The organism is Microbacterium longlingense, assembly GCF_058349825.2.
In genome coordinates this window covers 66,458-86,308 of sequence record NZ_JBYRJA020000010.1, presented here as the reverse complement: position 1 = coordinate 86,308, position 19,851 = coordinate 66,458, and the positions used below count along the sequence as shown (strand labels likewise).

At 71.3% G+C, this 19,851-nt stretch carries 18 protein-coding genes; 9 read left to right on the top strand and 9 right to left on the bottom strand.

Annotation, left to right across the window (positions count from 1 at the left end; all coding sequences use genetic code 11):
• Positions 1 to 105 precede the first annotated feature (105 nt).
• On the bottom strand, positions 106 to 1,341 hold the full coding sequence (locus AC3RXY_RS13860; RefSeq protein ID WP_491511507.1) for a cell division protein PerM: 1,236 nt from the start codon (positions 1,339 to 1,341) through the stop codon (positions 106 to 108).
• A 187-nt stretch (positions 1,342 to 1,528) separates the two neighbouring features.
• Between AC3RXY_RS13860 and AC3RXY_RS13855 the strand changes: the two genes are divergently transcribed.
• On the top strand, positions 1,529 to 3,004 hold the full coding sequence (locus AC3RXY_RS13855) for an NCS2 family permease (protein WP_491511506.1): 1,476 nt from the start codon (positions 1,529 to 1,531) through the stop codon (positions 3,002 to 3,004).
• Between the two features lie 135 nt (positions 3,005 to 3,139).
• Here AC3RXY_RS13855 and AC3RXY_RS13850 read toward each other — a convergent pair whose 3' ends face one another.
• Positions 3,140 to 4,501 carry a helix-turn-helix domain-containing protein gene (locus AC3RXY_RS13850; RefSeq protein ID WP_498224784.1) on the bottom strand — a complete coding sequence of 454 codons (1,362 nt, stop codon included), beginning with the start codon at positions 4,499 to 4,501 and terminating at the stop codon, positions 3,140 to 3,142.
• A 303-nt stretch (positions 4,502 to 4,804) separates the two neighbouring features.
• Between AC3RXY_RS13850 and fepB the strand changes: the two genes are divergently transcribed.
• From fepB to AC3RXY_RS13825, 5 genes are read left to right on the top strand one after another with little or no spacing between them, the layout of a single operon-like run.
• Complete coding sequence (gene fepB / locus AC3RXY_RS13845; RefSeq protein WP_491511504.1) at positions 4,805 to 5,812, top strand: Fe2+-enterobactin ABC transporter substrate-binding protein; 1,008 nt, start codon at positions 4,805 to 4,807, stop codon at positions 5,810 to 5,812.
• Positions 5,809 to 6,867 carry a FecCD family ABC transporter permease gene (locus tag AC3RXY_RS13840; RefSeq protein ID WP_491511503.1) on the top strand — a complete coding sequence of 353 codons (1,059 nt, stop codon included), beginning with the start codon at positions 5,809 to 5,811 and terminating at the stop codon, positions 6,865 to 6,867. Before fepB ends, AC3RXY_RS13840 begins: the two co-directional genes overlap by 4 nt.
• Positions 6,864 to 7,910, top strand: a complete 1,047-nt coding sequence (locus tag AC3RXY_RS13835) for a FecCD family ABC transporter permease (protein WP_491511502.1) — start codon at positions 6,864 to 6,866, stop codon at positions 7,908 to 7,910. Before AC3RXY_RS13840 ends, AC3RXY_RS13835 begins: the two co-directional genes overlap by 4 nt.
• A gap of 36 nt (positions 7,911 to 7,946) precedes the next feature.
• Complete coding sequence (locus AC3RXY_RS13830) at positions 7,947 to 8,777, top strand: ABC transporter ATP-binding protein (protein ID WP_491511501.1); 831 nt, start codon at positions 7,947 to 7,949, stop codon at positions 8,775 to 8,777.
• Positions 8,774 to 9,604: a siderophore-interacting protein gene (locus AC3RXY_RS13825; RefSeq protein ID WP_491511500.1), complete on the top strand. Its 831-nt coding sequence runs from the start codon at positions 8,774 to 8,776 to the stop codon at positions 9,602 to 9,604. The genes AC3RXY_RS13830 and AC3RXY_RS13825 overlap by 4 nt, the downstream gene beginning before the upstream one ends.
• Positions 9,605 to 9,705: 101 nt before the next feature.
• Here the strand turns inward: AC3RXY_RS13825 and sucD are convergent, their stop codons facing one another.
• Together sucD and sucC are read right to left on the bottom strand one after the other, a co-directional pair.
• Positions 9,706 to 10,608, bottom strand: coding sequence for a succinate--CoA ligase subunit alpha (gene sucD / locus AC3RXY_RS13820; RefSeq protein WP_491511499.1), 903 nt, complete (start codon positions 10,606 to 10,608; stop codon positions 9,706 to 9,708).
• A 29-nt stretch (positions 10,609 to 10,637) separates the two neighbouring features.
• Entirely contained in the window at positions 10,638 to 11,804 is a 1,167-nt protein-coding gene (gene sucC, locus AC3RXY_RS13815) for an ADP-forming succinate--CoA ligase subunit beta (RefSeq protein WP_491511498.1), read from the bottom strand.
• Positions 11,805 to 12,043: 239 nt separating this feature from the next.
• Here sucC and AC3RXY_RS13810 point away from each other — a divergent pair, with 239 nt between their 5' ends.
• Entirely contained in the window at positions 12,044 to 12,715 is a 672-nt protein-coding gene (locus tag AC3RXY_RS13810; protein ID WP_491511497.1) for a TetR/AcrR family transcriptional regulator, read from the top strand.
• Positions 12,716 to 12,874: 159 nt separating this feature from the next.
• On the opposite strand, the gene AC3RXY_RS13805 is transcribed toward AC3RXY_RS13810, so the two are convergent.
• Complete coding sequence (locus AC3RXY_RS13805; protein ID WP_491511496.1) at positions 12,875 to 13,363, bottom strand: hypothetical protein; 489 nt, start codon at positions 13,361 to 13,363, stop codon at positions 12,875 to 12,877.
• Positions 13,364 to 13,454: 91 nt separating this feature from the next.
• On the opposite strand from AC3RXY_RS13805, the gene AC3RXY_RS13800 reads away from it, so the two are divergent.
• The gene (locus AC3RXY_RS13800; RefSeq protein ID WP_491511495.1) at positions 13,455 to 14,903 is read left to right on the top strand and encodes a phytoene desaturase family protein; all 1,449 of its coding nucleotides are present in this window, start codon (positions 13,455 to 13,457) and stop codon (positions 14,901 to 14,903) included.
• A gap of 94 nt (positions 14,904 to 14,997) precedes the next feature.
• Here AC3RXY_RS13800 and AC3RXY_RS13795 read toward each other — a convergent pair whose 3' ends face one another.
• Positions 14,998 to 16,020 (bottom strand): DNA polymerase domain-containing protein, encoded by a 1,023-nt coding sequence (locus AC3RXY_RS13795; protein WP_491511494.1) that lies wholly within the window; start codon positions 16,018 to 16,020, stop codon positions 14,998 to 15,000.
• Between the two features lie 71 nt (positions 16,021 to 16,091).
• Positions 16,092 to 16,985 carry a LysR family transcriptional regulator ArgP gene (locus AC3RXY_RS13790; protein WP_491511493.1) on the bottom strand — a complete coding sequence of 298 codons (894 nt, stop codon included), beginning with the start codon at positions 16,983 to 16,985 and terminating at the stop codon, positions 16,092 to 16,094.
• Positions 16,986 to 17,054: 69 nt separating this feature from the next.
• On the opposite strand from AC3RXY_RS13790, the gene AC3RXY_RS13785 reads away from it, so the two are divergent.
• Positions 17,055 to 17,705 carry a LysE/ArgO family amino acid transporter gene (locus tag AC3RXY_RS13785; protein WP_491511492.1) on the top strand — a complete coding sequence of 217 codons (651 nt, stop codon included), beginning with the start codon at positions 17,055 to 17,057 and terminating at the stop codon, positions 17,703 to 17,705.
• Positions 17,706 to 17,793: 88 nt separating this feature from the next.
• On the opposite strand, the gene AC3RXY_RS13780 is transcribed toward AC3RXY_RS13785, so the two are convergent.
• Positions 17,794 to 18,807: a sugar phosphate isomerase/epimerase family protein gene (locus AC3RXY_RS13780; protein ID WP_491511491.1), complete on the bottom strand. Its 1,014-nt coding sequence runs from the start codon at positions 18,805 to 18,807 to the stop codon at positions 17,794 to 17,796.
• Complete coding sequence (locus AC3RXY_RS13775; RefSeq protein WP_491511490.1) at positions 18,804 to 19,766, bottom strand: sugar phosphate isomerase/epimerase family protein; 963 nt, start codon at positions 19,764 to 19,766, stop codon at positions 18,804 to 18,806. Before AC3RXY_RS13775 ends, AC3RXY_RS13780 begins: the two co-directional genes overlap by 4 nt.
• Positions 19,767 to 19,851: the final 85 nt, after the last annotated feature.

The window sequence follows — 19,851 nt, the reverse complement described above, 5'->3', positions numbered from 1 at the left end:
CGAGGGAGCAGCCGCCGCGCGGCCTGCCGAGTCACCAGGATTTTCGGGTGCGCGCACCCGAAAATCCTGGTGACTCGGCAGGAGGGGTGGCGAAGCCGCCCCTCCTCAGCGCACCGCGTCGTCGATCGACGGCATCCGCTGCTCGCGATGGAGGGGCATCGCGAGCAGCGCCAGGGCACCGACCAGCACCTCCACCCCGATCGCGAGCGCGAGCGGCCCGGGGTCGGGACCCACGTCGGCGAGACGCCCCGGCCCGATCGAGCCGGACCCGAGGGCCGCGGCGAGCGCGGCACCCCCACCCGCGAGAACCGCCGCGCCGACCGCCATCGTCAGCCGCGGCCAGATTCCCGGATCGCCCTCGAGGGAGACCAGCCGGGAGCGGGCGATCCACCCCGCGAAGGCGCCGGCGCCCACCGGCACGAGCGCGACGAGCAGCAGCCAGACCGACGACGCCTCCGGAACCAGACCGAGCATGGGGATGCCGGGCAGCACGCCCAGCTGGGTCCCCCCCGGGGACACCGCGGTTCCCACGCCGAGCGAGAATCCGGGTCCGGCCAGCCACGACAGAGCCCACACCAGAAGCGTCGGCAGATAGGCCAGCTGCGCGAGCCCGATCGTGACGACCCCCAGGCCATCGGCCCGCAGCGCCTCGAACAGCGCGATCACCTCACTGCCGCGCGTGAGCACGGCGATCACGACGAGGACGCCGGACGCGGCCGTCACGGTCACGAGCGCCGCGGCCGCGGTGCGCACGGCCTGCTCGGGAACGAGCCCCCATTCGCCCCAGCCGTCGCAGAGGTCGCGGAGGCGATCGACGACGCCGCCGTCTCCCTCGCTCCACGCGTACGTCACGGCACCGCAGAGCGCCCCGATGAGGTAGGCGCTCGCGGGGAACAGCACACCCTGCCAGAGTTCGGTGTCCGCGACCGCGAGCTGTCCGGTCAGCGCGGCTCCCGCCGCGATCAACGCGAAGACGGCTGTCCCGGCGAGCACGCCGATGAGCCACGACCCGGCCTGCGCGGCGCGGCGCCCGGAGCGCGCGGCGAAGGCCACCGTGAACACGAGGAAGGCCAGCGGCGCCAGCGACACGGCGAACACCGCGGCTTCTGGGGGGATGCCCAGGGCCGCCGTAGCGGTGTCCGGGATCGCCACGGCGACGGGAACGGCGTGCCCGAGCTGCCAGATGGTCACGGACGCCGGCCACAGCGCCGTCCAGTCGGCGCCACCGCCCAGGGCGATCGCCCACAGCAGCGTGAGGGGTGCGAGAAGCGCCGCGAGACCGGCGGCCGCGGCGACGGCCGCGTCGACGGCGGCGAGCAGGGCGACGAGGAGGCGGTGCATGACCTGTCGAGACTACGACGGACTGCGATGAGAACGCCCGGACGCTCCGCGTGCCTGCCGAATCACCAGTGTTTTCGGGTTGGTGGCCGGGGCCGCCAACCCGAAAACACTGGTGATTCGGCAGGCCGAGCGTCTCGACGCACGCCGGACATCCGCCGCACGGTACCCTCCTGTTCGGAGGTCCCCCATGACTGATACCCGCGCCGACGCGCCGCCCGCATCCACCGCAGAACCGAAGAACGCGCTCGACCGCTTCTTCGAGATCTCCCGACGCGGCTCGACCGTGGGCGCCGAGGTGCGCGGAGGCCTGGTGACGTTCGTCACGATGGCCTACATCGTCATCCTCAACCCCATCATCCTGTCGGGCAAGGAAGACATCGCCGGGAATGCGCTCGACTTCTACGCGGTGGGGGCGGCGACCGCACTCACCGCCGGCGTCATGACCATCCTGTTCGGCATCATCACCCGCCTGCCGTTCGGCTTCGCGGCAGGCCTGGGCATCAACGCCTTCATCGCGTTCAGCGTCATCGGTCACGTCACCTGGCCGGAGGCGATGGCCCTGGTCATCATCAACGGCCTCCTGATCGTGCTGCTGGCCGCCACCGGCCTGCGCAAGATGATCTTCGACGCGGTGCCCTTCCAGCTGAAGATCGCGATCACGGTCGGCATCGGCCTGTTCATCGCGTTCATCGGCTTCGTCAACTCCGGGTTCGTCACCGCCACCGGTGCATCGTCCCCGCCGGTGGGCCTGGGCGTCGACGGCTCCGTCGCCACCATCCCGAGCCTCCTCTTCGTCGCGACGCTGATCATCACCGGCATCCTGGTCGCCCTGCGGGTCAAGGGCGGCATGCTGATCGGCCTCATCACCGGAACCGTGCTCGCGGTCATCGTCGAGGCGATCTGGCACGTCGGACCGCGCACCTTCGACGCGGACGGAAACGTGGTCAACCCGGGCGGCTGGGGGCTCACGGTTCCCGCCCTGGAAGGCTCGCCGGTCAGCGTCCCCGACCTCAGCCTGATCGGGCAGGTCGACTTCGCGTTCGACATCGGCCGGATCGGTGCCGTCGCCCTGGTGATGATCGTCTTCACCCTGCTGTTCACGAACTTCTTCGACGCCATGGGAACCATGACGGGCCTGGCCAAGGAGGCCGGTCTCGCCGACGAGAAGGGCGACTTCCCGCGCATCAAGTCTGCGCTCGTGGTCGAGGGCGTCGGCGCGATCGCCGGTGGCGCGACCTCGTCGTCTTCTGCGACGGTGTTCATCGAGTCCGGCGCCGGCATCGGCGAGGGCGCCAGAACGGGTCTCGCGAATGTGGTCACCGGCGTCGTGTTCCTCGCGGCGATGTTCCTGACACCCCTCACCTCGATCGTGCCGACCGAGATCGCCGCAGCCGCCCTCATCATCGTCGGCGCCATGATGATGGCGCAGATCCGCCACATCGACTTCGCCGACTTCCGGGTGCTGCTGCCGGTGTTCCTCACGGTGTCCGTCATGCCCATGACGTACTCGATCGCCAACGGCATCGGTGCGGGCTTCGTCAGCTGGGTGCTGATCCACGCCTTCTCCGGCCGCATCCGGACGATCAGCCCGCTGCTGTGGGTCGTCGGCGCCGGCTTCCTGATCTTCTTCGCGCGCGGCCCCATCGAGTCCCTGTTCGCCTGACCGGCACCGGCTGCCCCGATCTGCACACGTCGCCCCGATCTGCGGGCGAATCCGCCGAACCCGTGTGCAGATCGGGGCATCGTCCGCAGATCGGGCACCCCGAACTCGGGCCCGAGCCCGGGCGGCCGAAGGTCGTCAGCTCGCGCGGCGGTCGGCGTCCGCCGCCGCCTGATGAATGCGATCGGCCATCTCTCGGCGCCAGCGCCCGCCCTCGCCCACGCGTCCGGCCGGCACCGCGATCCCCTGGGGGCTGCGGCCGTGCACCTCGCGGAAGGCACGCGAGAACGCCGGCAGGTGCGCATAGCCGAGCCGCCGCGAGACCACGGAGGCCGGTTCGCCGCCGTGCAGCTGAGCACGGGCCCGGGATGCGCGCAGCATCCGGCCCCACTGGGCGAACGTCATCCCGGCGCGATCATTGACGATGCGGCTCAGTTCCCGCTCGGTCACGCCGAGCCACCGCGCGCACGCGGCGAGCGTCGGCTCGGCGACCGCACCTGTCGCCAGGCCGCTCGCGAGCGCGGAGACCGCCGCATCCTCCGCCGTCGGCTCCGCGCGGACCGAGCGGTCGTGCACCGCGTCGAAACCGGCGAACGGCGCCAGGCCGGCGGGGCGGATGTCGGTGTAGGCGGCGACCATCGCCTGAATGAGGTCGTCCTCGTCCGCCGCCGATATCGCGGCCGGCACGAGCGGTCCGCCGATCCCGCGCTCGCGCCCAGAGCGGAAGCCCACCGGCAGCATGAGCGAACCCGCCGACATCCGGATGCCGTTGGGCACGCCGGCCGGGAGCACGACGGCGCCACCGGTGGGCACCACGATCTCGCGCGTCCCGGTCGTGAGCTCCGCGCGGCCGCGCAGCACCCAGACCGCCACGTGTGATCCGTTCGCCCGTGACCACGTGCGCTGGGCGGGGAGTTCGTCGACCCCGGGGGCGTCGGCAGGACGCACGGCGACCGGGGCATCCGCTGCCCGGTCACGCCAGCGGCCGGGCGACATGCCGGTGAGCTGCCGGAACAGGCGGGAGAACCCGCTGACCGTCGCGAAGCCGACCGCGTGCGCCACCGACTCGATGTCGCGCCCCGCTGCCAGCAACGCGGATGCGGCGGCGATACGCCGCCGGCGCGCCCACTCCTCCGGGGCGACGCCGGTCTCTGCCACGAAGCGGCGCTGCAGGGTGCGCGGGCTCCACCCCGCCAGACGTCGCCGTGCGAGCTCCGACACCGGCACCGCCGGGGACGCGATGATCGCCGCGGCGAGCGCCCGCAGATCCTCCGACACCGGCAGGGGCGCGGAGGGGAGACCGGCAGGATCAGCGGCGGCGGCATCGAGCAGCTGCTGCAGGGCATCGCCCTGCAGACCCGTGTCGAGGTAACCCAGCGCCTCGCCGAACGCGTGCAGGAGCCAGGGACGCCAGGACGGCGGCACCGCGACCAGCACGGGCTCGGTGTGCTCCCCCACGGCGAGACCGGGCACGGGCAGGACCACATCAGTGCCGCCCATTCCGATTCCTACCCGCCGACCGCCGGGCACCCAGAGGGCGCTTCCCGCCGCGACGCGATGCGGACGGCCGTCGATGAGGATGCGGATCTCACCGCGCACCGCCCAGTAGAGCACGGGTCCGGTGAGATGGCCGTCGCAGAGCGGAGGAGATGACGGATGCGGCGCGGGAAGTGGTAACACGTTGACGCTCTCGGGTAACACTTTCAGGTAAGGCTTGGCTAACTTCAGATACTACGCGTGTTCCCGGCGGCCGTCGCCCGACGGCCGACGCCGCTTCGCGCCCGCTCTCACCAGAGGAATCACATGCGCTCACGTCTGCTCGCCGCTGCCACCGCGGCGACCCTGTCCGTTCTCGCCCTCGCCGGCTGCTCCGGCGCGGCCGATCCCGCCGAGCCGGCCGAGCCGGCCGACACCGCGTCCGCCAGCGACAGCACCTGGCCCCGCACGGTCGAGCACGCTGCCGGTGAGACCGAGATCACCGCAGAGCCGCTCCGCATCGTCTCCACGTCGCCGTCGATCACCGGCAGCCTCCTCGCGATCGGCGCGCCGCTCGCTGCCACCGGGGCGGCCCCGGTGACCCCCCTCACCGACGACAAGGGCTTCTTCACGCAGTGGGCGTCCGCAGCGGACGCCGCCGGTGTCGAGGTGCTCTACACCGACCTGCAGCTCGATCTGGACGCGGTCGACCTCTTCGAGCCGGACCTCATCATCGGCTCCGCCAACGGCGGAGACTCCACCCTCGACGCCTATGAGCAGCTGAGCGAGATCGCCCCGACCGTGCTCATCGACTACGGCACGATCACCTGGCAGGAGCTCACCACCGAGCTCGGTGAGATCACCGGCCTCGAGAAGGAGGCCGCGGCGACCCTCGCCGAGTTCGACGCGTCGGTCGCCGAGCTCGCCGCCGGCATCGCCCTCCCTGAGCAGCCCGTGACCGCCGGCGTCTACATGGGCGCCGACGGCCTGTGGGCGTTCGGGGAATCCAGCCCGCAGGCCCAGCTGCTCACCGCGCTCGGGTTCACCTATGAGCCGGCGGCCGCGGAGTTCCGCGCCGATCAGGCCGGCGCCAACGGCGTGGACGTCATCAGCGCCGAGAACCTCGCCGGCGCCTTCGACGCCACCCAGACGATGTTCCTCGTGGCGATGGGCGGCGGCGACCCGGTGGCCGCCTTCACCGCCGACCCCCTCGTGGCCAACCTTCCGGCCGTCGCCGCGAAGCGGGTGTACTCGATGGGCAGCGAGTCGTTCCGCCTCGACTACTACAGCGCGAAGAACACCGCCCAGCTGATCGCGGACGCCTTCTCCGGATGACGCACTCCGCTGCGACGCTCGCAGAGCGGGGCTCCGCCGCCACGGCGCGCCCCGCTCTCGGGCGTCGCGCCCTGCTCCTCATGGTCGGCTCGATCGCGGTGACGATCGCGGCGGCCATCCTCGGTCTCGGCCTCGGCTCCCATCCGGTCGCCCCGGCGACCGTCGTCGAAGCCCTCGTCGCCTACGACCCGACCCAGAACGACCACCTGGTGATCGTGACGTCCCGCCTGCCGCGCATCATTCTCGGCATCCTCGTGGGCGCAGCGCTCGGAGTCGCCGGCGCGCTCATGCAGTCGCTGACGCGCAACCCGCTCGCCGACCCCGGCATCCTCGGCGTCAACGCCGGTGCATCGCTGCTGGTCGTCATCGCCATCGCCGCGTTCGGGGTGACCTCGGTGCACGGCTACATCTGGTTCGCGTTCGTCGGCGCCGCGTTGACGGCGATCCTGGTGTACGCCCTGGGGTCAGCGCATCGCAGCGCGGCGACCCCGGTGCGGATCGCCCTGGCGGGAACCGCCGTGGCCATCGCGATCGGCGCGGTCACCCAGATGCTGCTCATCAGCCATGAGACGGTGTTCCTGTACTTCCGCTACTGGTCGGTCGGATCGCTGCAGGGTCGCGGCTTCGACATCATCCTCGCCACCCTTCCCTTCATCCTCGCCGGGCTGCTCCTGGCTCTCCTGCTCGGTCCGTCCCTGGATGTGATCGCGCTCGGCGACGAGGCGGCCCGTTCGCTCGGCACCAGGGTGGGCGCGGTGCGGGTCGCCACGGCGCTGGCCGTGGTGCTGCTCGCCGGCGGCGCGACAGCCGCCGCCGGTCCCATCGGCTTCATCGGGCTCGCCGCCGCGCACATCGTGCGGCAGGTCACCGGCAACTCCCACCGCTGGCTGCTGCCGTGCTCGATCGTCGTCGGTGCGGGGCTGCTCGTCACCGCCGATGCGATCGGCCGCGCGCTGGTCGCCCCCGCCGACCTGCAGAGCGGCATCGCCGCCGCGCTCCTGGGCAGCCCGCTGTTCATCGCACTCGTGCGCTCCCGACGGGTGGCGTCGCTGTGAGCGCCCCGGTCGGACCATTGCTTCCCGGGTATCGCACGATCCGGGTGGGCGGCTGGTCGTTCCGGGCGCATCGCCGCTCGGCGCGCACCGCGGCGGTGCTGCTCGTCGTGGCGCTGCTGGCCGTGCTCACCGCGCTGTGCGTCGGCACGATCATGCTCACCCCGGCCGACCTCGTCGCGACCATCACCGGCGAGGCGTCCGCGTCGACCATCCGCTCGGTGTGGGGACGCCGGCTGCCGCGGGCGATCACCGCACTGCTGGTCGGTGCTGCTCTGGGCATGAGCGGCGCGGTGTTCCAGTCGCTCTCCCGCAATCCGCTCGGCTCCCCCGATATCATCGGGTTCACCTCGGGCGCCGCGACCGGCGCCGTCGCCCAGATCCTGCTGTTCGGCGGCGGGGTGTGGGAGACCGCGATCGCCGCGGTCGCGGGTGGCTTGATCACCGCAGCCGTGGTGTATCTCCTCGCCCGTCGCGACGGCGTCAGCGGCGGCATCCGCCTCGTGCTGGTCGGCATCGGCGTCGGGGCGGGGGTGAGCGCGCTCACCTCGCTCCTGATCGTGCGCGCCGACTTCTCCGACGCCCAGATGGCGCAGGTGTGGTCCGCGGGGTCACTCACCGGCCGCGGGTGGCCGCACGTGCTGACGCTCGTGATCGTGCTCGCGGTGCTGGTACCGCTGCTGATGCTCACCGTGCGCAACGTGTCGGCACTGGAGATGGGCGACGACGCCGCACAGGCCATCGGCGTCGCGGCAGAGCGCACCCGGTTCCTCGCGATGATCCTCGCGGTCATCGCCGCGGCGATCGCCGTCGCCGCGGCGGGACCGATCGCGTTCGTGGCCTTCGCCGCACCGCAGATCGCCCGCCGCCTCTCCCCCGCCACCGGTGTGCAGCTCGGGTGCTCCGCGCTGCTCGGCGGCCTGCTCCTGCTGCTGGCCGACCTGCTCGCGGAGAACCTCGATGTCGGCCTGCGCACCCCCGTCGGGCTCGTCACGAGCCTGCTCGGCGGCGTGTACCTGCTGTGGCTGCTCGCCCGACGCATCTGACCGGCGCCTGCCCTGCCTCATCCGATCTGGAGAACGATGGAACCCACCGCCCTCGAAGCCCGCGACCTGCGTCTGAGCTACGCCTCTCGCACGATCGTCGACGGCCTGTCGCTGTCGATCCCGCCCGGCGGCTTCACCGTGATCGTCGGCCCGAACGGCTGCGGCAAGTCCACCCTGCTGCGCGCGCTGGGCCGCATGCTGACCCCGCGCGCGGGGGCGGTGAGCATCGACGGGGTCGACCTCGCCACGATGCGCGCCAAGCAGATCGCCCGGCGCATCGCGCTGCTGCCGCAGTCGCCGCTCGCCCCCGGCGCGATCACCGTCGCCGACCTCGTGGCGCGCGGCCGCAACCCGCACCAGAGCCTGCTGCGCCAGTGGGCTCCCGATGACGAGCGGGTGGTCGACGAGGCGCTGCGCGAGGTCGGGATGCGCGACCATGCCGACCGGCTGGTCGAGGAGCTCTCCGGTGGTCAGCGTCAGCGGGTGTGGATCGCCATGACCCTCGCCCAGCAGACTCCGGTGCTGCTGCTCGACGAGCCGACCACCTATCTCGACATCGCGCACCAGATCGACGTGCTCGATCTGTGCTCTCGGCTGCATGCCTCCGGCCGCACGCTGGTCGCCGTGCTGCACGACCTCAACCTCGCCGCACGCTATGCCTCGCATATCGTCGCGATGCGCGACGGCGCGATCGTCGCGCAGGGCGACCCGGAGGTCGTCTTCACCCCCGACATCCTGCGCACCGTTTTCGATCTCGACGCCCTCGTGCTGCGCGATCCCGAGAACGGCCGTCCGCTCATCGTCCCGCGCGACCTGCGCGGCACCCCTGCTTCCCCAGCCCGACCCCTGACCGAGGAGACCCCATGACCGAACAGACCCCCCTGCACGAGCACCCCGTCATCCGCTCGGCCGATCACGACGCCGGAATGCACCGCGTGCCCGGCGAGGTGCGCGAGATCATCGAAGTGTCGCCCGCGCTGGTGCGCGTGGTCGTCGCGATTCCCGGCCTGGCCGAAGACCCGGCGTGGGCGCAGCCCAACGTGGCGATCCGCCTGCACGTCCCCGCGCCGGACACGGAGGTCTCCCGGGTGTACACCGTGCGCTCCTGCGACCTCGCCGCCGGCACGGTGGAGGTCGACGTGGTGCGCCACGGCGAGACGAGCCCGATGATGCGCCTGGTCGATGACCTGCAGATCGGCGACGTGATTCCGCTGATCGGTCCGCGGCCGCACTTCGCCTTCCCCGCGGCGCACGGCCGCGAACTGGCCCTCTTCGCCGACGCCACCGCGATCCCCGCCGTCTATGCACTGCTCGAGCAGGCTCCGGACGACCTGCGTGGCCGGGGGTGGATCGCGACCGCGGACGAGGTCGCCTTCGCCGAGCTGCCGACGGTGCCGGGGTTCACGCTCGAGCGCATCGAGCCTGGCACCGGTTTCGCTGCCCAGTTCGCCGCGTACGCCCCCGGCACGGAGGTCGTGGTGTGGGGCGCAGGGGAACGCGACGAGATGCGGGCGGTTCGCTCGCACTTCCGCGGCGGCCTGGGCCTGGGCAAGGACGACGTGTCGGTGTTCGGCTACTGGAAGCGCGGCACGAGCAACACCGAGATCGACCGCGCGCGCCTCAACGCCGTGCAGGCCATGCTCAACGCCGGCGACCCGATGACCGACCTCGACGACCTGGCTCTGCCGATCTGATCGACCGCGCCCCGTGCACAACGGGTAACCGGACATGCCGCAGGCCCCGGATGCTCAGCATCCGGGGCCTGCGGCATGTCCGGTTACCCGGGAGCGCCTCGTCAGAGGCTCTCGATGACCTCGCGCATGAGGGCAGCGGTCTCCGAGGGCGTCTTGCCCACGCGCACGCCAGCGGCCTCCAGGGCCTCCTTCTTGGCCTGGGCGGTGCCGGCAGAGCCGGAGACGATGGCGCCGGCGTGGCCCATCGTCTTACCCTCCGGCGCGGTGAAGCCCGCGACGTAGCCGACGACCGGCTTGGTGACGTTGGCCTTGATGAACTCGGCCGCGCGCTCCTCGGCGTCGCCGCCGATCTCGCCGATCATCACGATCGCCTTCGTCTCGGGGTCCGCCTCGAAAGCCTCGAGGGCGTCGATGTGGGTGGTGCCGATGATCGGGTCGCCGCCGATGCCGATGGCGGTCGAGAAGCCCAGGTCACGCAGCTCGAACATCATCTGGTAGGTCAGGGTGCCCGACTTCGAGACGAGCCCGATCGGCCCCTTGCCGGTGATGGTCGCCGGGGTGATGCCCACCAGCGCCTCCTCCGGGGTGATGATGCCGGGGCAGTTCGGCCCGATGATGCGGGTCTTGTTGCCCTTGCTCTTGGCGTAGGCCCAGGCCTCCGCGGAGTCGAGCACCGGGACGCCCTCGGTGATGACCACCAGGAGCGGGATCTCGGCGTCGATGGCCTCGATCATCGCGTCCTTCGTGAAGGCACCAGGCACGAAGGCGATCGACACGTCTGCGCCGGTCTCCTTCATCGCCTCGGCGACAGAGCCGAAGACCGGAAGCTCGACCGAGCTGCCGTCCTGCGCCTCATGGGTGACGGTGGTGCCGGCCTTGCGCGCGTTCACGCCGCCGACCACCTGGGTGCCGGCCTTCAGCATCCGCGCGGTGTGCTTGGAGCCCTCGCCGCCAGTGATGCCCTGGACGATGACCTTGGAGTCCTTGTTGAGGAAGATCGACATTTCCTTGTCCTTCTGTCTCTCTGCGCGGCTCAGGCGTTCGCCAGCTCGGCGGCCTTGTCGGCGCCCTCGTCCATGGTGGCGGCGAGGGTCACGAGCGGGTGGGCGTACTCGGCGAGGATCGCGCGACCCTCGTCGACGTTGTTGCCGTCCAGGCGCACGACCAGCGGCTTGGATGCGGTGTCGCCGAGGGTCTCCAGGGCGCCCTTGATGCCGTTGGCGACCTGGTCGCACGCGGTGATGCCGCCGAAGACGTTCACGAACACGCTCTTGACCTGCGGGTCGCCGAGGATGACGTCCAGACCGGCGGCCATGACATCGGCCGAGGCGCCGCCGCCGATGTCGAGGAAGTTGGCCGGCTTCACGCCGCCGTGGTTCTCACCGGCGTATGCGACGACGTCGAGGGTCGACATCACCAGGCCGGCGCCGTTTCCGATCACGCCGACCTCGCCGTCGAGCTTGACGTAGTTCAGGCCGGACTCCTTCGCCTTGGCCTCGAGCGGGTCAGCGGCGCCCTTGTCCTCGAGCTTCTCGTGCTCGGGGTGACGGATCTCGCTGGCGTTGTCGTCGAGCGACACCTTGCCGTCGAGGGCGATGATGTCACCCTCCTCGGTGCGCACCAGCGGGTTGACCTCGACGAGCGTCGCGTCCTCGCCGGTGTAGACCTCGTAGAGCTTGACGAAGACGTCGGAGACCTTCTCGACGAGCTCCTCGGGGAAGCGTGCCGCGCGAGCGATCTCGAGCGCCTTCTCCTTGTCGATGCCCTGGATGGGGTCGACCTCGATGCGCGCGAGCGCCTCGGGCTTCTCGACGGCGAGCTGCTCGATCTCCATGCCGCCCTCGACAGAGCACAGCGAGAGGTAGGAGCGGTTGGCGCGGTCCAGCAGCACGGAGAAGTAGAACTCCTCGGCGATGCGGGCGCCCGCGGCGACCATCACACGCTTGACGACGTGGCCCTTGATGTCGAGCCCGAGGATGGCCTTGGCCGCCTCGTACGCCTCGTCGGGGTTCTTGGCGACCTTGACGCCGCCGGCCTTGCCACGGCCGCCGGTCTTGACCTGGGCCTTGACGACCACGACACCGCCGAGCTTCTCGGCCGCTGCCTTCACCTCCTCGGGGGTGTCGGCGACGATGCCGGCAAGAACCGGCACTCCGTACGACTCGAAAAGGTCTCGTGCCTGGTACTCATAGAGATCCACAGTGCAGTCCTTCGCTGATGCGGCTGGATTTCACGACAAGAAATGCCGGGGATGTCGAAGATCGTTCGACCCGAGAAACCAGCCTACTACCCGCCTTACCACGCCGATCACCGCCGGATTGCGGGGGTGGGGGCCGATGATCGCGCTCGCTTCCGCTGCGGCCGGATCAGCGCGGAGACCGGGTCCCGCGCGCCGCCACGTTCCGTCCCACGCGGGGTGGAGGCCAGTAGGCTCGACGCATGTCTGAGAAGGTCGATGCCCTCCCCGCCCGCACGCGAGTCGTCGCCGCCGCGCTGGAGCTCTTCGACACACAGGGGTACGACGCGACCTCGGTGGAGAGCATCGCACGGGCCGCAGGCATCTCACGTTCGACGTTCTTCCGGCAGTTCGGCGGCAAGGACGACGTCGTCTTCGCCGACCACGAGGAGATGCTCGCCGAGCTGCGGGCGTTCCTGGCCAAGCCGCACCCGAACCCGTGGGTCGCCACCACCGATGCTGCCCTGATGGTGTTCCGCCACTTCTCCGCCGACCCGGAGATGGCCCGCCGCCGCTACCGCGTGGTGCGCCAGGTGCCGTCACTGCGCGATCGGGAGATCGTGACCGTTTTCCAGTACGAGCGGCTGTTCGACGAGTACCTGCGCCAGTCGCTTCTGGGCCTGGACCCGGTCGACGCCGTCAGCTTCGCCGCGGCCATCGCCGCGGTGCACAACCACGTGCTGCGCCGTCTGCTGCGCGGCGCCCGGGTGCCGATCTCCGTTCTGCGCCAGGCGCTGGACCGGACTCTGCTGCGCTTCGGCGTGCACCCCGGAGGCGCGGAGGCGCCCCGCTCCGACGACGTGGTCGTCGCGGTCTTCCCGCGGTCGATGCCGATCGCGGAGATCACCCGCCGGGTGCAGTCCGAGCTCGGCTGACACGGACAGCGGACGCCGGATCGGCGCCGACCGCAACTCAGGCATAGTCGTCGCGCTCAGCGCGTTTGCCGGCAACCAGCGCCCGTTGCGCTGATTCTGCCTGAGTCCGGCATCGTCGGACGGGCGCCGCTGACGGCGCCCGGCCGACGATGCGGCGCGTCAGCAGCCGCAGGTGCCAGAGGGGCTGCGCACCATGAAGCACACGTCGCAGACGCCGTAGTCGCGCTCGACCGGCTTCGGCGCGGTCACGCGCTCGGCCCGCGGTGCCGCGGGGGCGCGGGTGCCGGCGGCGCGCTTCGTCTTCGCAGGGGCGGGTGCGGGGGCGGTCGTCGGATGCGAGATATAGAGATACGGCGGGCGGCCCTCGCTCGGTCGCATCACCAGCGTGACCCCGTTCACGACGACCTGCTCGTCCTCGGTGAAGCCGTTGGTATAGGTCTTGCCGATGTGCAGGCTCGCCCCTGCACCGCGACGGATCGCCTCGATGTAGCGACCGCGGTCGATGAAGCTCGTGATCCCGACGGCGTCGGCGAGCGCGGCGATGAACGCGTGGTTCTCGGGAGGGATCCGGTGGGCGCGCAGCGCCTCGGTCAGGTTTCGGTACGGTCGGGATGTTCCTGCGGGGGTCGGCCCCTGTACTTCGCTCATTTCCCTTCCAGGATCGCAGATCGCGGCGTCCCGCGCTGCGCCTCTCGGCGCGGGAGCGGATGCGCCGCATTCGCGGTGCGAGACTGGACGCATGGCGCGGGCGACGGTGATCGGCAGCGGACCCAACGGCCTGGCCGCTGCGGTGACCCTCGCGCGGGCCGGATACGCCGTCACCGTTGTGGAGGCTGCCGACACCGTCGGCGGCGGGGTGCGCACCCTCTCCGGCCCGGCCGACGGCTTCGTCTCCGACGTGTGCTCCGCCGTGCACCCGGCCGCCCTCGCCTCGCCGTTCTTCCGCGCCTTCGGCCTCGCCGGCCGCGTGCCCTGGATCACCCCGGAGATCTCCTACGCCCATCCGCTCGACGGCGGTCGGGCCGCGATCGCGTGGCGTGACATCGAGCGCACCGCCGACGCGCTCGGCGCGGACGCACGAGCCTGGCGCGCGCTGCTCCGGCCCTTGGTGCGCCGCATCGACGGCGTCACAGACGCCACAGGGCATGCGCTCCTGCGGCTGCCCTCCGATCCGATCGCCGCCGCGCGCTTCGGCATCCGCATGCTGGAACAGGGCACCGCGCTGGCGCGCGCGACCTTCCGCTCGGCGGATGCTGCCGCTCTCCTCGCCGGTGTCGTGGCGCACGCCAACACCGCGTTGCCCGCGCCGAGCGCTGCGGCAGCCGGCCTGCTGCTGGCTGCTCACGGCCACGCCGGCGGGTGGGCGTACCCCCGCGGGGGCGCGCAGCGCATCGCCGATGCCCTGCGCGCCGATCTGGAGGCCAACGGCGGGGTCGTGCGCACCGGCGAGCACGTGCGCGACCTGGGGGATTTCGAGTGGGGCGACCCGCGCCGCGGCGACCTGCTCGTCCTCAACACCGCGCCGCGGCTCGCCCTGACCCACCCCGGCATCCCGCCGCGCTATGCTCGCGCGCTGCACCGTTACCGCTACGGCGCCGCCGCAGCGAAGGTCGACTTCGCGCTGGACGGCCCGATCCCGTGGAGCAATCCGCTGGTCACCCGGTCCCCGACCGTGCATCTGGGCGGCACCCGCGCCGAGATCTGGGCATCGGAGACCGCGGTGTCTCGCGGGCGGGTGGCCGATCGCCCCTATGTGCTCGCGGTGCAGCCCTCGGTGCTCGACGACACCAGGGCTCCCGCCGGTGCACACGTGCTGTGGTCCTACATCCACGTTCCCGCGGGTTCCCCCCTCGACCCGACAGAGCTCGTCACCCGGCAGGTCGAGCGCTTCGCGCCGGGCTTCCGAAACCGCATTCTGGCGTCTCACGCGGTGCCGGCATCCGAGCGCGCGCGGCTGAACCCGGCGGAGATCGGCGGGGACATCTTCGGGGGCGCCTTCACCATCGCACAGGCCGTCCGTCGTCCCACCGTGTCGGCATCGCCCTGGCGCACGCCGATGCCGGGGGTCTATCTGGCCTCTGCTGCCACTCCGCCGGGCCCCGGTGTCACCGGAATGCCCGGCTGGCTCGCCGCGCGTGCGGCGCTGCGCGACGCCGGCCTCCCCCACGCCCTCTCCGACCTGTTCTGAGCCCGCGCGAGAACAGGCAGACGGCACCAGAACAGGCTGGAAGCCGCAGCACCTGCCTGTTCTGGTGCCGTCTGCCTGTTTTCGCGCGCGGCCCTCACGCGCCGGGCGCCGCGGCCCTCCTGCTGGGCTGCACCCGGGGCGGTTCGCCGGGCATCTTGGGGAAGTCGGGCGGAAAGACCAGCTCGCCGAGTCCGGCGGCGACATCCCGCTCCCACCACGTCAGGAGGGTGTCGATACGCCCGGAAGCGGCCGGCATATCGGCCCACGGATCACCGAGGTCGGCAAGCCGCTGCGGAATCGTGCGCACGGTGAACACCGCCGGGTCCAGCCCCTCCAGCTCGTCCCAGTGCACCGGCGTCGACACGGGCACCCCGGGCAGGGCACGCGGGCTGTACGCCCCCGCCATGGTGCGGTCGCGGTTGGCCTGGTTGTAGTCGAGGAAGATGCGTTCGCCGCGCTCCTCCTTCCACCAGTTCACCGTGACCAGCTCCGGCATCCGCCGTTCCAGCTCTCGTCCGGCGGCGATCACGGCGTGGCGCACGTCGAGGAATCCGTGGGTGGGCTCGATCGGGCAGAACACATGCAGGCCGCGGTTGCCGCTGGTCTTCACGAACGCCGTGAGGCCGGCCTCTGCGAGGACGTCACGCAGCACCAGGGCGACCGGAACGGCGTCTGCGAGGTCGGTGCCGGGCTGCGGATCAAGATCGATGCGCAGCTCGACCGGATGGTCGGTGTCGACGGCCAGCGACGCCCACGGGTGGAAGACGACCGTGTTCATCTGCACCGCCCAGACGATCGCGGCCGGCGAGCCGAGCACGATCTGCGGGTGGCGCCGCCCGCTGTTGTAGGTCACCATGACCTCGTCGACGAAGTCCGGCGTGCCCTTCGGCGGATTCTTCGAGAAGAAGCCCTCGCCCCCGATACCGTCGCGGAATCTCTCCAGCGACACCGGCCGGAACCCGTTCGCGGCGAGGAACGGACCGGAAACGAGCTGCACGTACTCTGCGAGCTCCGCCTTGGTGATCCCGGGCCACACCTCGCGATTCGGGCTGGACAGGCCGATGGTCTGCGGGCCGTCCGTCCCGGGGACCGTGAGGGAGATGCGCTCGGTTGCCATGCCCTGACGCTACCCCGCCGCCTCTCCTCGCGGAACGGCGCGCTGCCCGGGCTGGCACCGCGCAGGACGGGTCAGGCGAGCACCCGCGATGCCTCTGCCGCGATCTCCGCGGCGATCGCGTCGAGCAGCGCAGAGCGCAGACTCCATTGCTGCCAGAACAGCTCCACCCGCGTGGCCGGCCCGCCGAGCGCGACGAGGCTGCCGTCCGTCGGCGCCTGGAGGCGCGGCACGAGCCCCCAGCCCAGTCCCAGTGCGACGGCGACGGCGAAGTCGTGCGATGCGGGCACGCGATGCCGCGGCACCGACCACGGTTCCACGCCGCGGGCGCGCAGCCAGTCCTGCTGGAGAACATCCTTGTCGTCGAAGTCGACGAAGGGAGCGTGCGCCAGGGCGTCGACCGTCACACCGTGCGGGAACCACCGCGCCCGGTACGCCGGTGTCGCCATCGCCTCGTACACGATCGCGCCGAGCGGGCGGACGGCGCACCCGCCCACCGCGGTCTGCTGGGACGTGACCGCGGCCATCACGGTACCGGTCTCCAGCAGTCGGGCGGTGAAGTTCTGGTCGTCGCGGTGCAGGTCGACGTCGATGCCGTGCTCATCGGCCAGGCGGGCGAGCGGCGGAAGGAACCACGTCGCCATCGAGTCGGCGTTCACCGCGAGAGGGACGCGCACGCGGTCAGCGGCGTCGGGGGTGACGGCGGCACCCGGGAGGCCGAACGCGGCGAGGGTGTCGTGCTCGAGAAGCGCGATCTGTCGCGCGAGCCGCACCACCGCCGCACCGGCCTCGGTGGCCTGCACGGGTCGCGAGCGCACCAGCAGCACTCGACCGAGCTGCACCTCGAGCGCCTTCACCCGCTGGCTCACCGCCGACGGCGTGATGTGCAGCCGGCGGGCAGCGGCCTCCAGGCTGCCGTCGTCCACCACGGCGGCAACCGTCGCCGCGAGTTCCGGATCGATCTTCATGAAGCCACGCTAATGCTGATGAAGAGAAATTCGCTGGTACTGATGATCGGTGCGCCCTAATCTCAGAGCGTGCTCGTCTTCCTCTCCGGCCTCGGTCTCGGCCTGTCGCTGATCATCGCGATCGGCGCACAGAACATGTTCGTGCTGCGCCAGGGGATCCGGCGCGAGCACATCGCCGCGGTGGTGGCGATCTGCGCCCTGTCCGATGCCGCGCTCATCGCGGCCGGCGTCGCCGGACTCGGCGCGCTGGTGCAGGCCGCGCCGTGGATCGTGACCGCGATGCGCTGGCTCGGCGCGATCTTCCTCGTGACCTACGGCGTCCTCGCCGCACGACGCGCGAGCCGGGGCGGGGAGACCCTCGACCCGACGGCCGACCCTGGCCCGGCACGCAGCGGCGCGCGCGGCGGAGGCACGACGACGACGCGGCTGGCTCCGGTCGTGCTCACCACCCTCGCCCTCACCTGGCTGAACCCCCACGTCTACCTCGACACGGTGCTGCTGCTCGGCTCGGTCGCCGCCACCCACGGGGCTGCCCGGTGGGTGTTCGCCGCAGGGGCGATGCTGGGCAGCATCGTGTGGTTCACCGGGCTCGGGTTCGGCGCGCGCTTCCTCGGGCGCTGGCTGCGCACTCCGCGGGCGTGGCGCATCCTCGATGCGGTGATCGCCGTGGTCATGATCGGCCTCGGGATCACTCTCGTGCTTCCCGTGCTCTTCCCCTGACCTCCGGCGCGACCGCGCCGTGCCCCGGGGCCCCGCACCGTTGTGGTGCGGGGCCCCGGGGCACGGCTGGCTCTGCGGCGCGGGGACGCTACTGGTTGCTGAAGGCTGCGTCGAAAGCCGCGGTGGGCTGGGGCCACAGCAGGGAACGGACGTACGTCACGGCCTCGGCCGCGCCGTGCAGGCGATCCATCCCGGCGTCCTCCCACTCGATCGAGATGGGGCCGGTGTAGCCGATCGCCTCGAGCGCGCGGAACGAGTCCTCCCACGGCACGTCGCCGTGCCCGGTGGAGACGAAGTCCCAGCCGCGCCGCGGGTCGCCCCACGGCAGGTGAGAGCCGAGCACCCCGGCGCGGCCGTTCGCCGGCCGCATCCGGGTGTCCTTGCAGTCGACGTGGTAAATGCGGTCGGCGAAGTCGACGATGAACCCCACCGGGTCGATGTTCTGCCACATCATGTGCGAGGGGTCCCAGTTGAAGCCGAAGGCCGCGCGGTGGTCGATCGCCTCGAGCGCACGCACCGAGCTCCAGTAGTCGTACGCGATCTCGCCGGGGTGCACCTCGTGGGCGAAACGCACCCCCTCCGCGTCGAACACATCGAGGATGGGGTTCCACCGCGCCGCGAAGTCCTCGAAACCGCCCTCGATGACCGAGGCGGGCACCGGCGGGAACATCGCGACGTAGGGCCAGATCGACGACCCGGTGAATCCCACGACCGTGTCGACGCCGAGCTTGCGCGCCACGCGCGCGGCGCGCTTCATGTCGTCCGCGGCGCGCTGGCGCACACCCTCCGCCTCGCCGTCGCCCCACACGTAGTCGCGCAGGATCGCCTCGTGGCGGAAGTCGATGGGCGCATCGCACACCGCCTGGCCGGCGAGGTGGTTCGAGATCGCATAGAGCTTGAGGCCGTGCCGATCCAGGATCTCGCGGCGCGAGGCGACATAGGCGTCGTCCTCGTCGGCTCTGCGCAGGTCGAGATGGTCGCCAGACGCGGCGATCTCCAGCCCGTCATAGCCCCAAGACGCGGCCAGACGTGCCACCTCCTCGAACGGCAGGTCGGCCCACTGGCCGGTGAACAGGGTGACGGGGTGGCTCGCGGTGCTCATCGGGTCGTCTCTTCCTCACGCATACGGTTCACCCAGGCGGCAGACACCTGCGCGCTCTCGACCGGGTCCATCGACGCCCGGTCGACCTCGATCACGACCCAGCCGCCGAAGTCCTCGGGGAGCACGTCGAGCGCCCCGGTGAGGTCCATGTGGCCGAGCCCCGGCTCCAGGAACAACCGCCGGTTGCTGGCTTCGCTGTAGGGCGTCGGGGCCTCGCGCGTCGCCCGTGCGACATCGAGATCGAGGTCCTTCAGATGGATATCGACGAGCCGCTCGGCCCACTTGGCCAGGTAGCTCGGCGCATCGATTCCGGCCCACTCGAGGTGACCGATGTCGAAGGAGGCGCCCAGCAGGGTGTCGTCGATCTGGGCGAGGACGTACTCGATCTCCTCCTCGGTCTCGACCCAGGTTCCGACGTGGTTGTGCAGGCCGGGACGGATCCCCTCGGCGCGCAGCACCTCGGCGGCCTGCGCCAGGTACTCGACCACCTCATCGAGCCGGTCCTGCTGGAAGTCGTGCCCGACCGCGACGGCCTCGGCGAACCGCGCTCCGCGGAAGTTCACCTCCGGCGCGAGGAAGATGGTGTCCAGGCCCATGAAGTTGGACTCCTCCGCGCGGCGGCGGGCGAGGTCGAACCAGTGGGTCCACGCGCTGCTCCCGCGCTCGAGGCGATCGCCGTGGTCAGACGGGATCGGCACCTGCAGGTAGCCGGGGGCGGGCAGGAGCCCGGCGCCGTCGAGCATCGCGCGGTAGTTCTGCAGCGTCTGGGTGTCGAGCACCTCCATCATCGCCGCGTCGAATCCGGCCGCCTTGATCTCACGCAGCACATCCGGATACTCCGCGACGAACGTCGGGTCGGCGTAACGCCACAGGTCAGCACTGCGGGGATCGGACGGGTCCTCCTTCACATTGATCCACTGGATCGCGTTGAGCGCGAACTTCAGGTTCTGACGAGACATGCGAGACCTTTCTGACCGGAACGGAGATCGCGAGACGACCCGCGCCCGGCAGGGGCGGGGTGGTTCGCCAGGAGGGCGACGGGAT

What these genes read in the sequence shown, in the direction of transcription:
- AC3RXY_RS13810 (WP_491511497.1), top strand. Translation starts at nt 12,044, where the DNA reads ATGTCTGAGAAGGTCGATGCCCTCCCCGCCCGCACGCGAGTCGTCGCC.
- AC3RXY_RS13795 (WP_491511494.1), bottom strand. Translation starts at nt 16,020, where the DNA reads ATGGCAACCGAGCGCATCTCCCTCACGGTCCCCGGGACGGACGGCCCG.
- fepB (WP_491511504.1), top strand. Translation starts at nt 4,805, where the DNA reads ATGCGCTCACGTCTGCTCGCCGCTGCCACCGCGGCGACCCTGTCCGTT.
- AC3RXY_RS13855 (WP_491511506.1), top strand. Translation starts at nt 1,529, where the DNA reads ATGACTGATACCCGCGCCGACGCGCCGCCCGCATCCACCGCAGAACCG.
- AC3RXY_RS13860 (WP_491511507.1), bottom strand. Translation starts at nt 1,341, where the DNA reads ATGCACCGCCTCCTCGTCGCCCTGCTCGCCGCCGTCGACGCGGCCGTC.
- AC3RXY_RS13790 (WP_491511493.1), bottom strand. Translation starts at nt 16,985, where the DNA reads ATGAAGATCGATCCGGAACTCGCGGCGACGGTTGCCGCCGTGGTGGAC.
- AC3RXY_RS13825 (WP_491511500.1), top strand. Translation starts at nt 8,774, where the DNA reads ATGACCGAACAGACCCCCCTGCACGAGCACCCCGTCATCCGCTCGGCC.
- AC3RXY_RS13830 (WP_491511501.1), top strand. Translation starts at nt 7,947, where the DNA reads ATGGAACCCACCGCCCTCGAAGCCCGCGACCTGCGTCTGAGCTACGCC.
- AC3RXY_RS13775 (WP_491511490.1), bottom strand. Translation starts at nt 19,766, where the DNA reads ATGTCTCGTCAGAACCTGAAGTTCGCGCTCAACGCGATCCAGTGGATC.
- AC3RXY_RS13805 (WP_491511496.1), bottom strand. Translation starts at nt 13,363, where the DNA reads ATGAGCGAAGTACAGGGGCCGACCCCCGCAGGAACATCCCGACCGTAC.
- AC3RXY_RS13850 (WP_498224784.1), bottom strand. Translation starts at nt 4,501, where the DNA reads ATGGGCGGCACTGATGTGGTCCTGCCCGTGCCCGGTCTCGCCGTGGGG.
- sucD (WP_491511499.1), bottom strand. Translation starts at nt 10,608, where the DNA reads ATGTCGATCTTCCTCAACAAGGACTCCAAGGTCATCGTCCAGGGCATC.
- AC3RXY_RS13780 (WP_491511491.1), bottom strand. Translation starts at nt 18,807, where the DNA reads ATGAGCACCGCGAGCCACCCCGTCACCCTGTTCACCGGCCAGTGGGCC.
- AC3RXY_RS13840 (WP_491511503.1), top strand. Translation starts at nt 5,809, where the DNA reads ATGACGCACTCCGCTGCGACGCTCGCAGAGCGGGGCTCCGCCGCCACG.
- AC3RXY_RS13800 (WP_491511495.1), top strand. Translation starts at nt 13,455, where the DNA reads ATGGCGCGGGCGACGGTGATCGGCAGCGGACCCAACGGCCTGGCCGCT.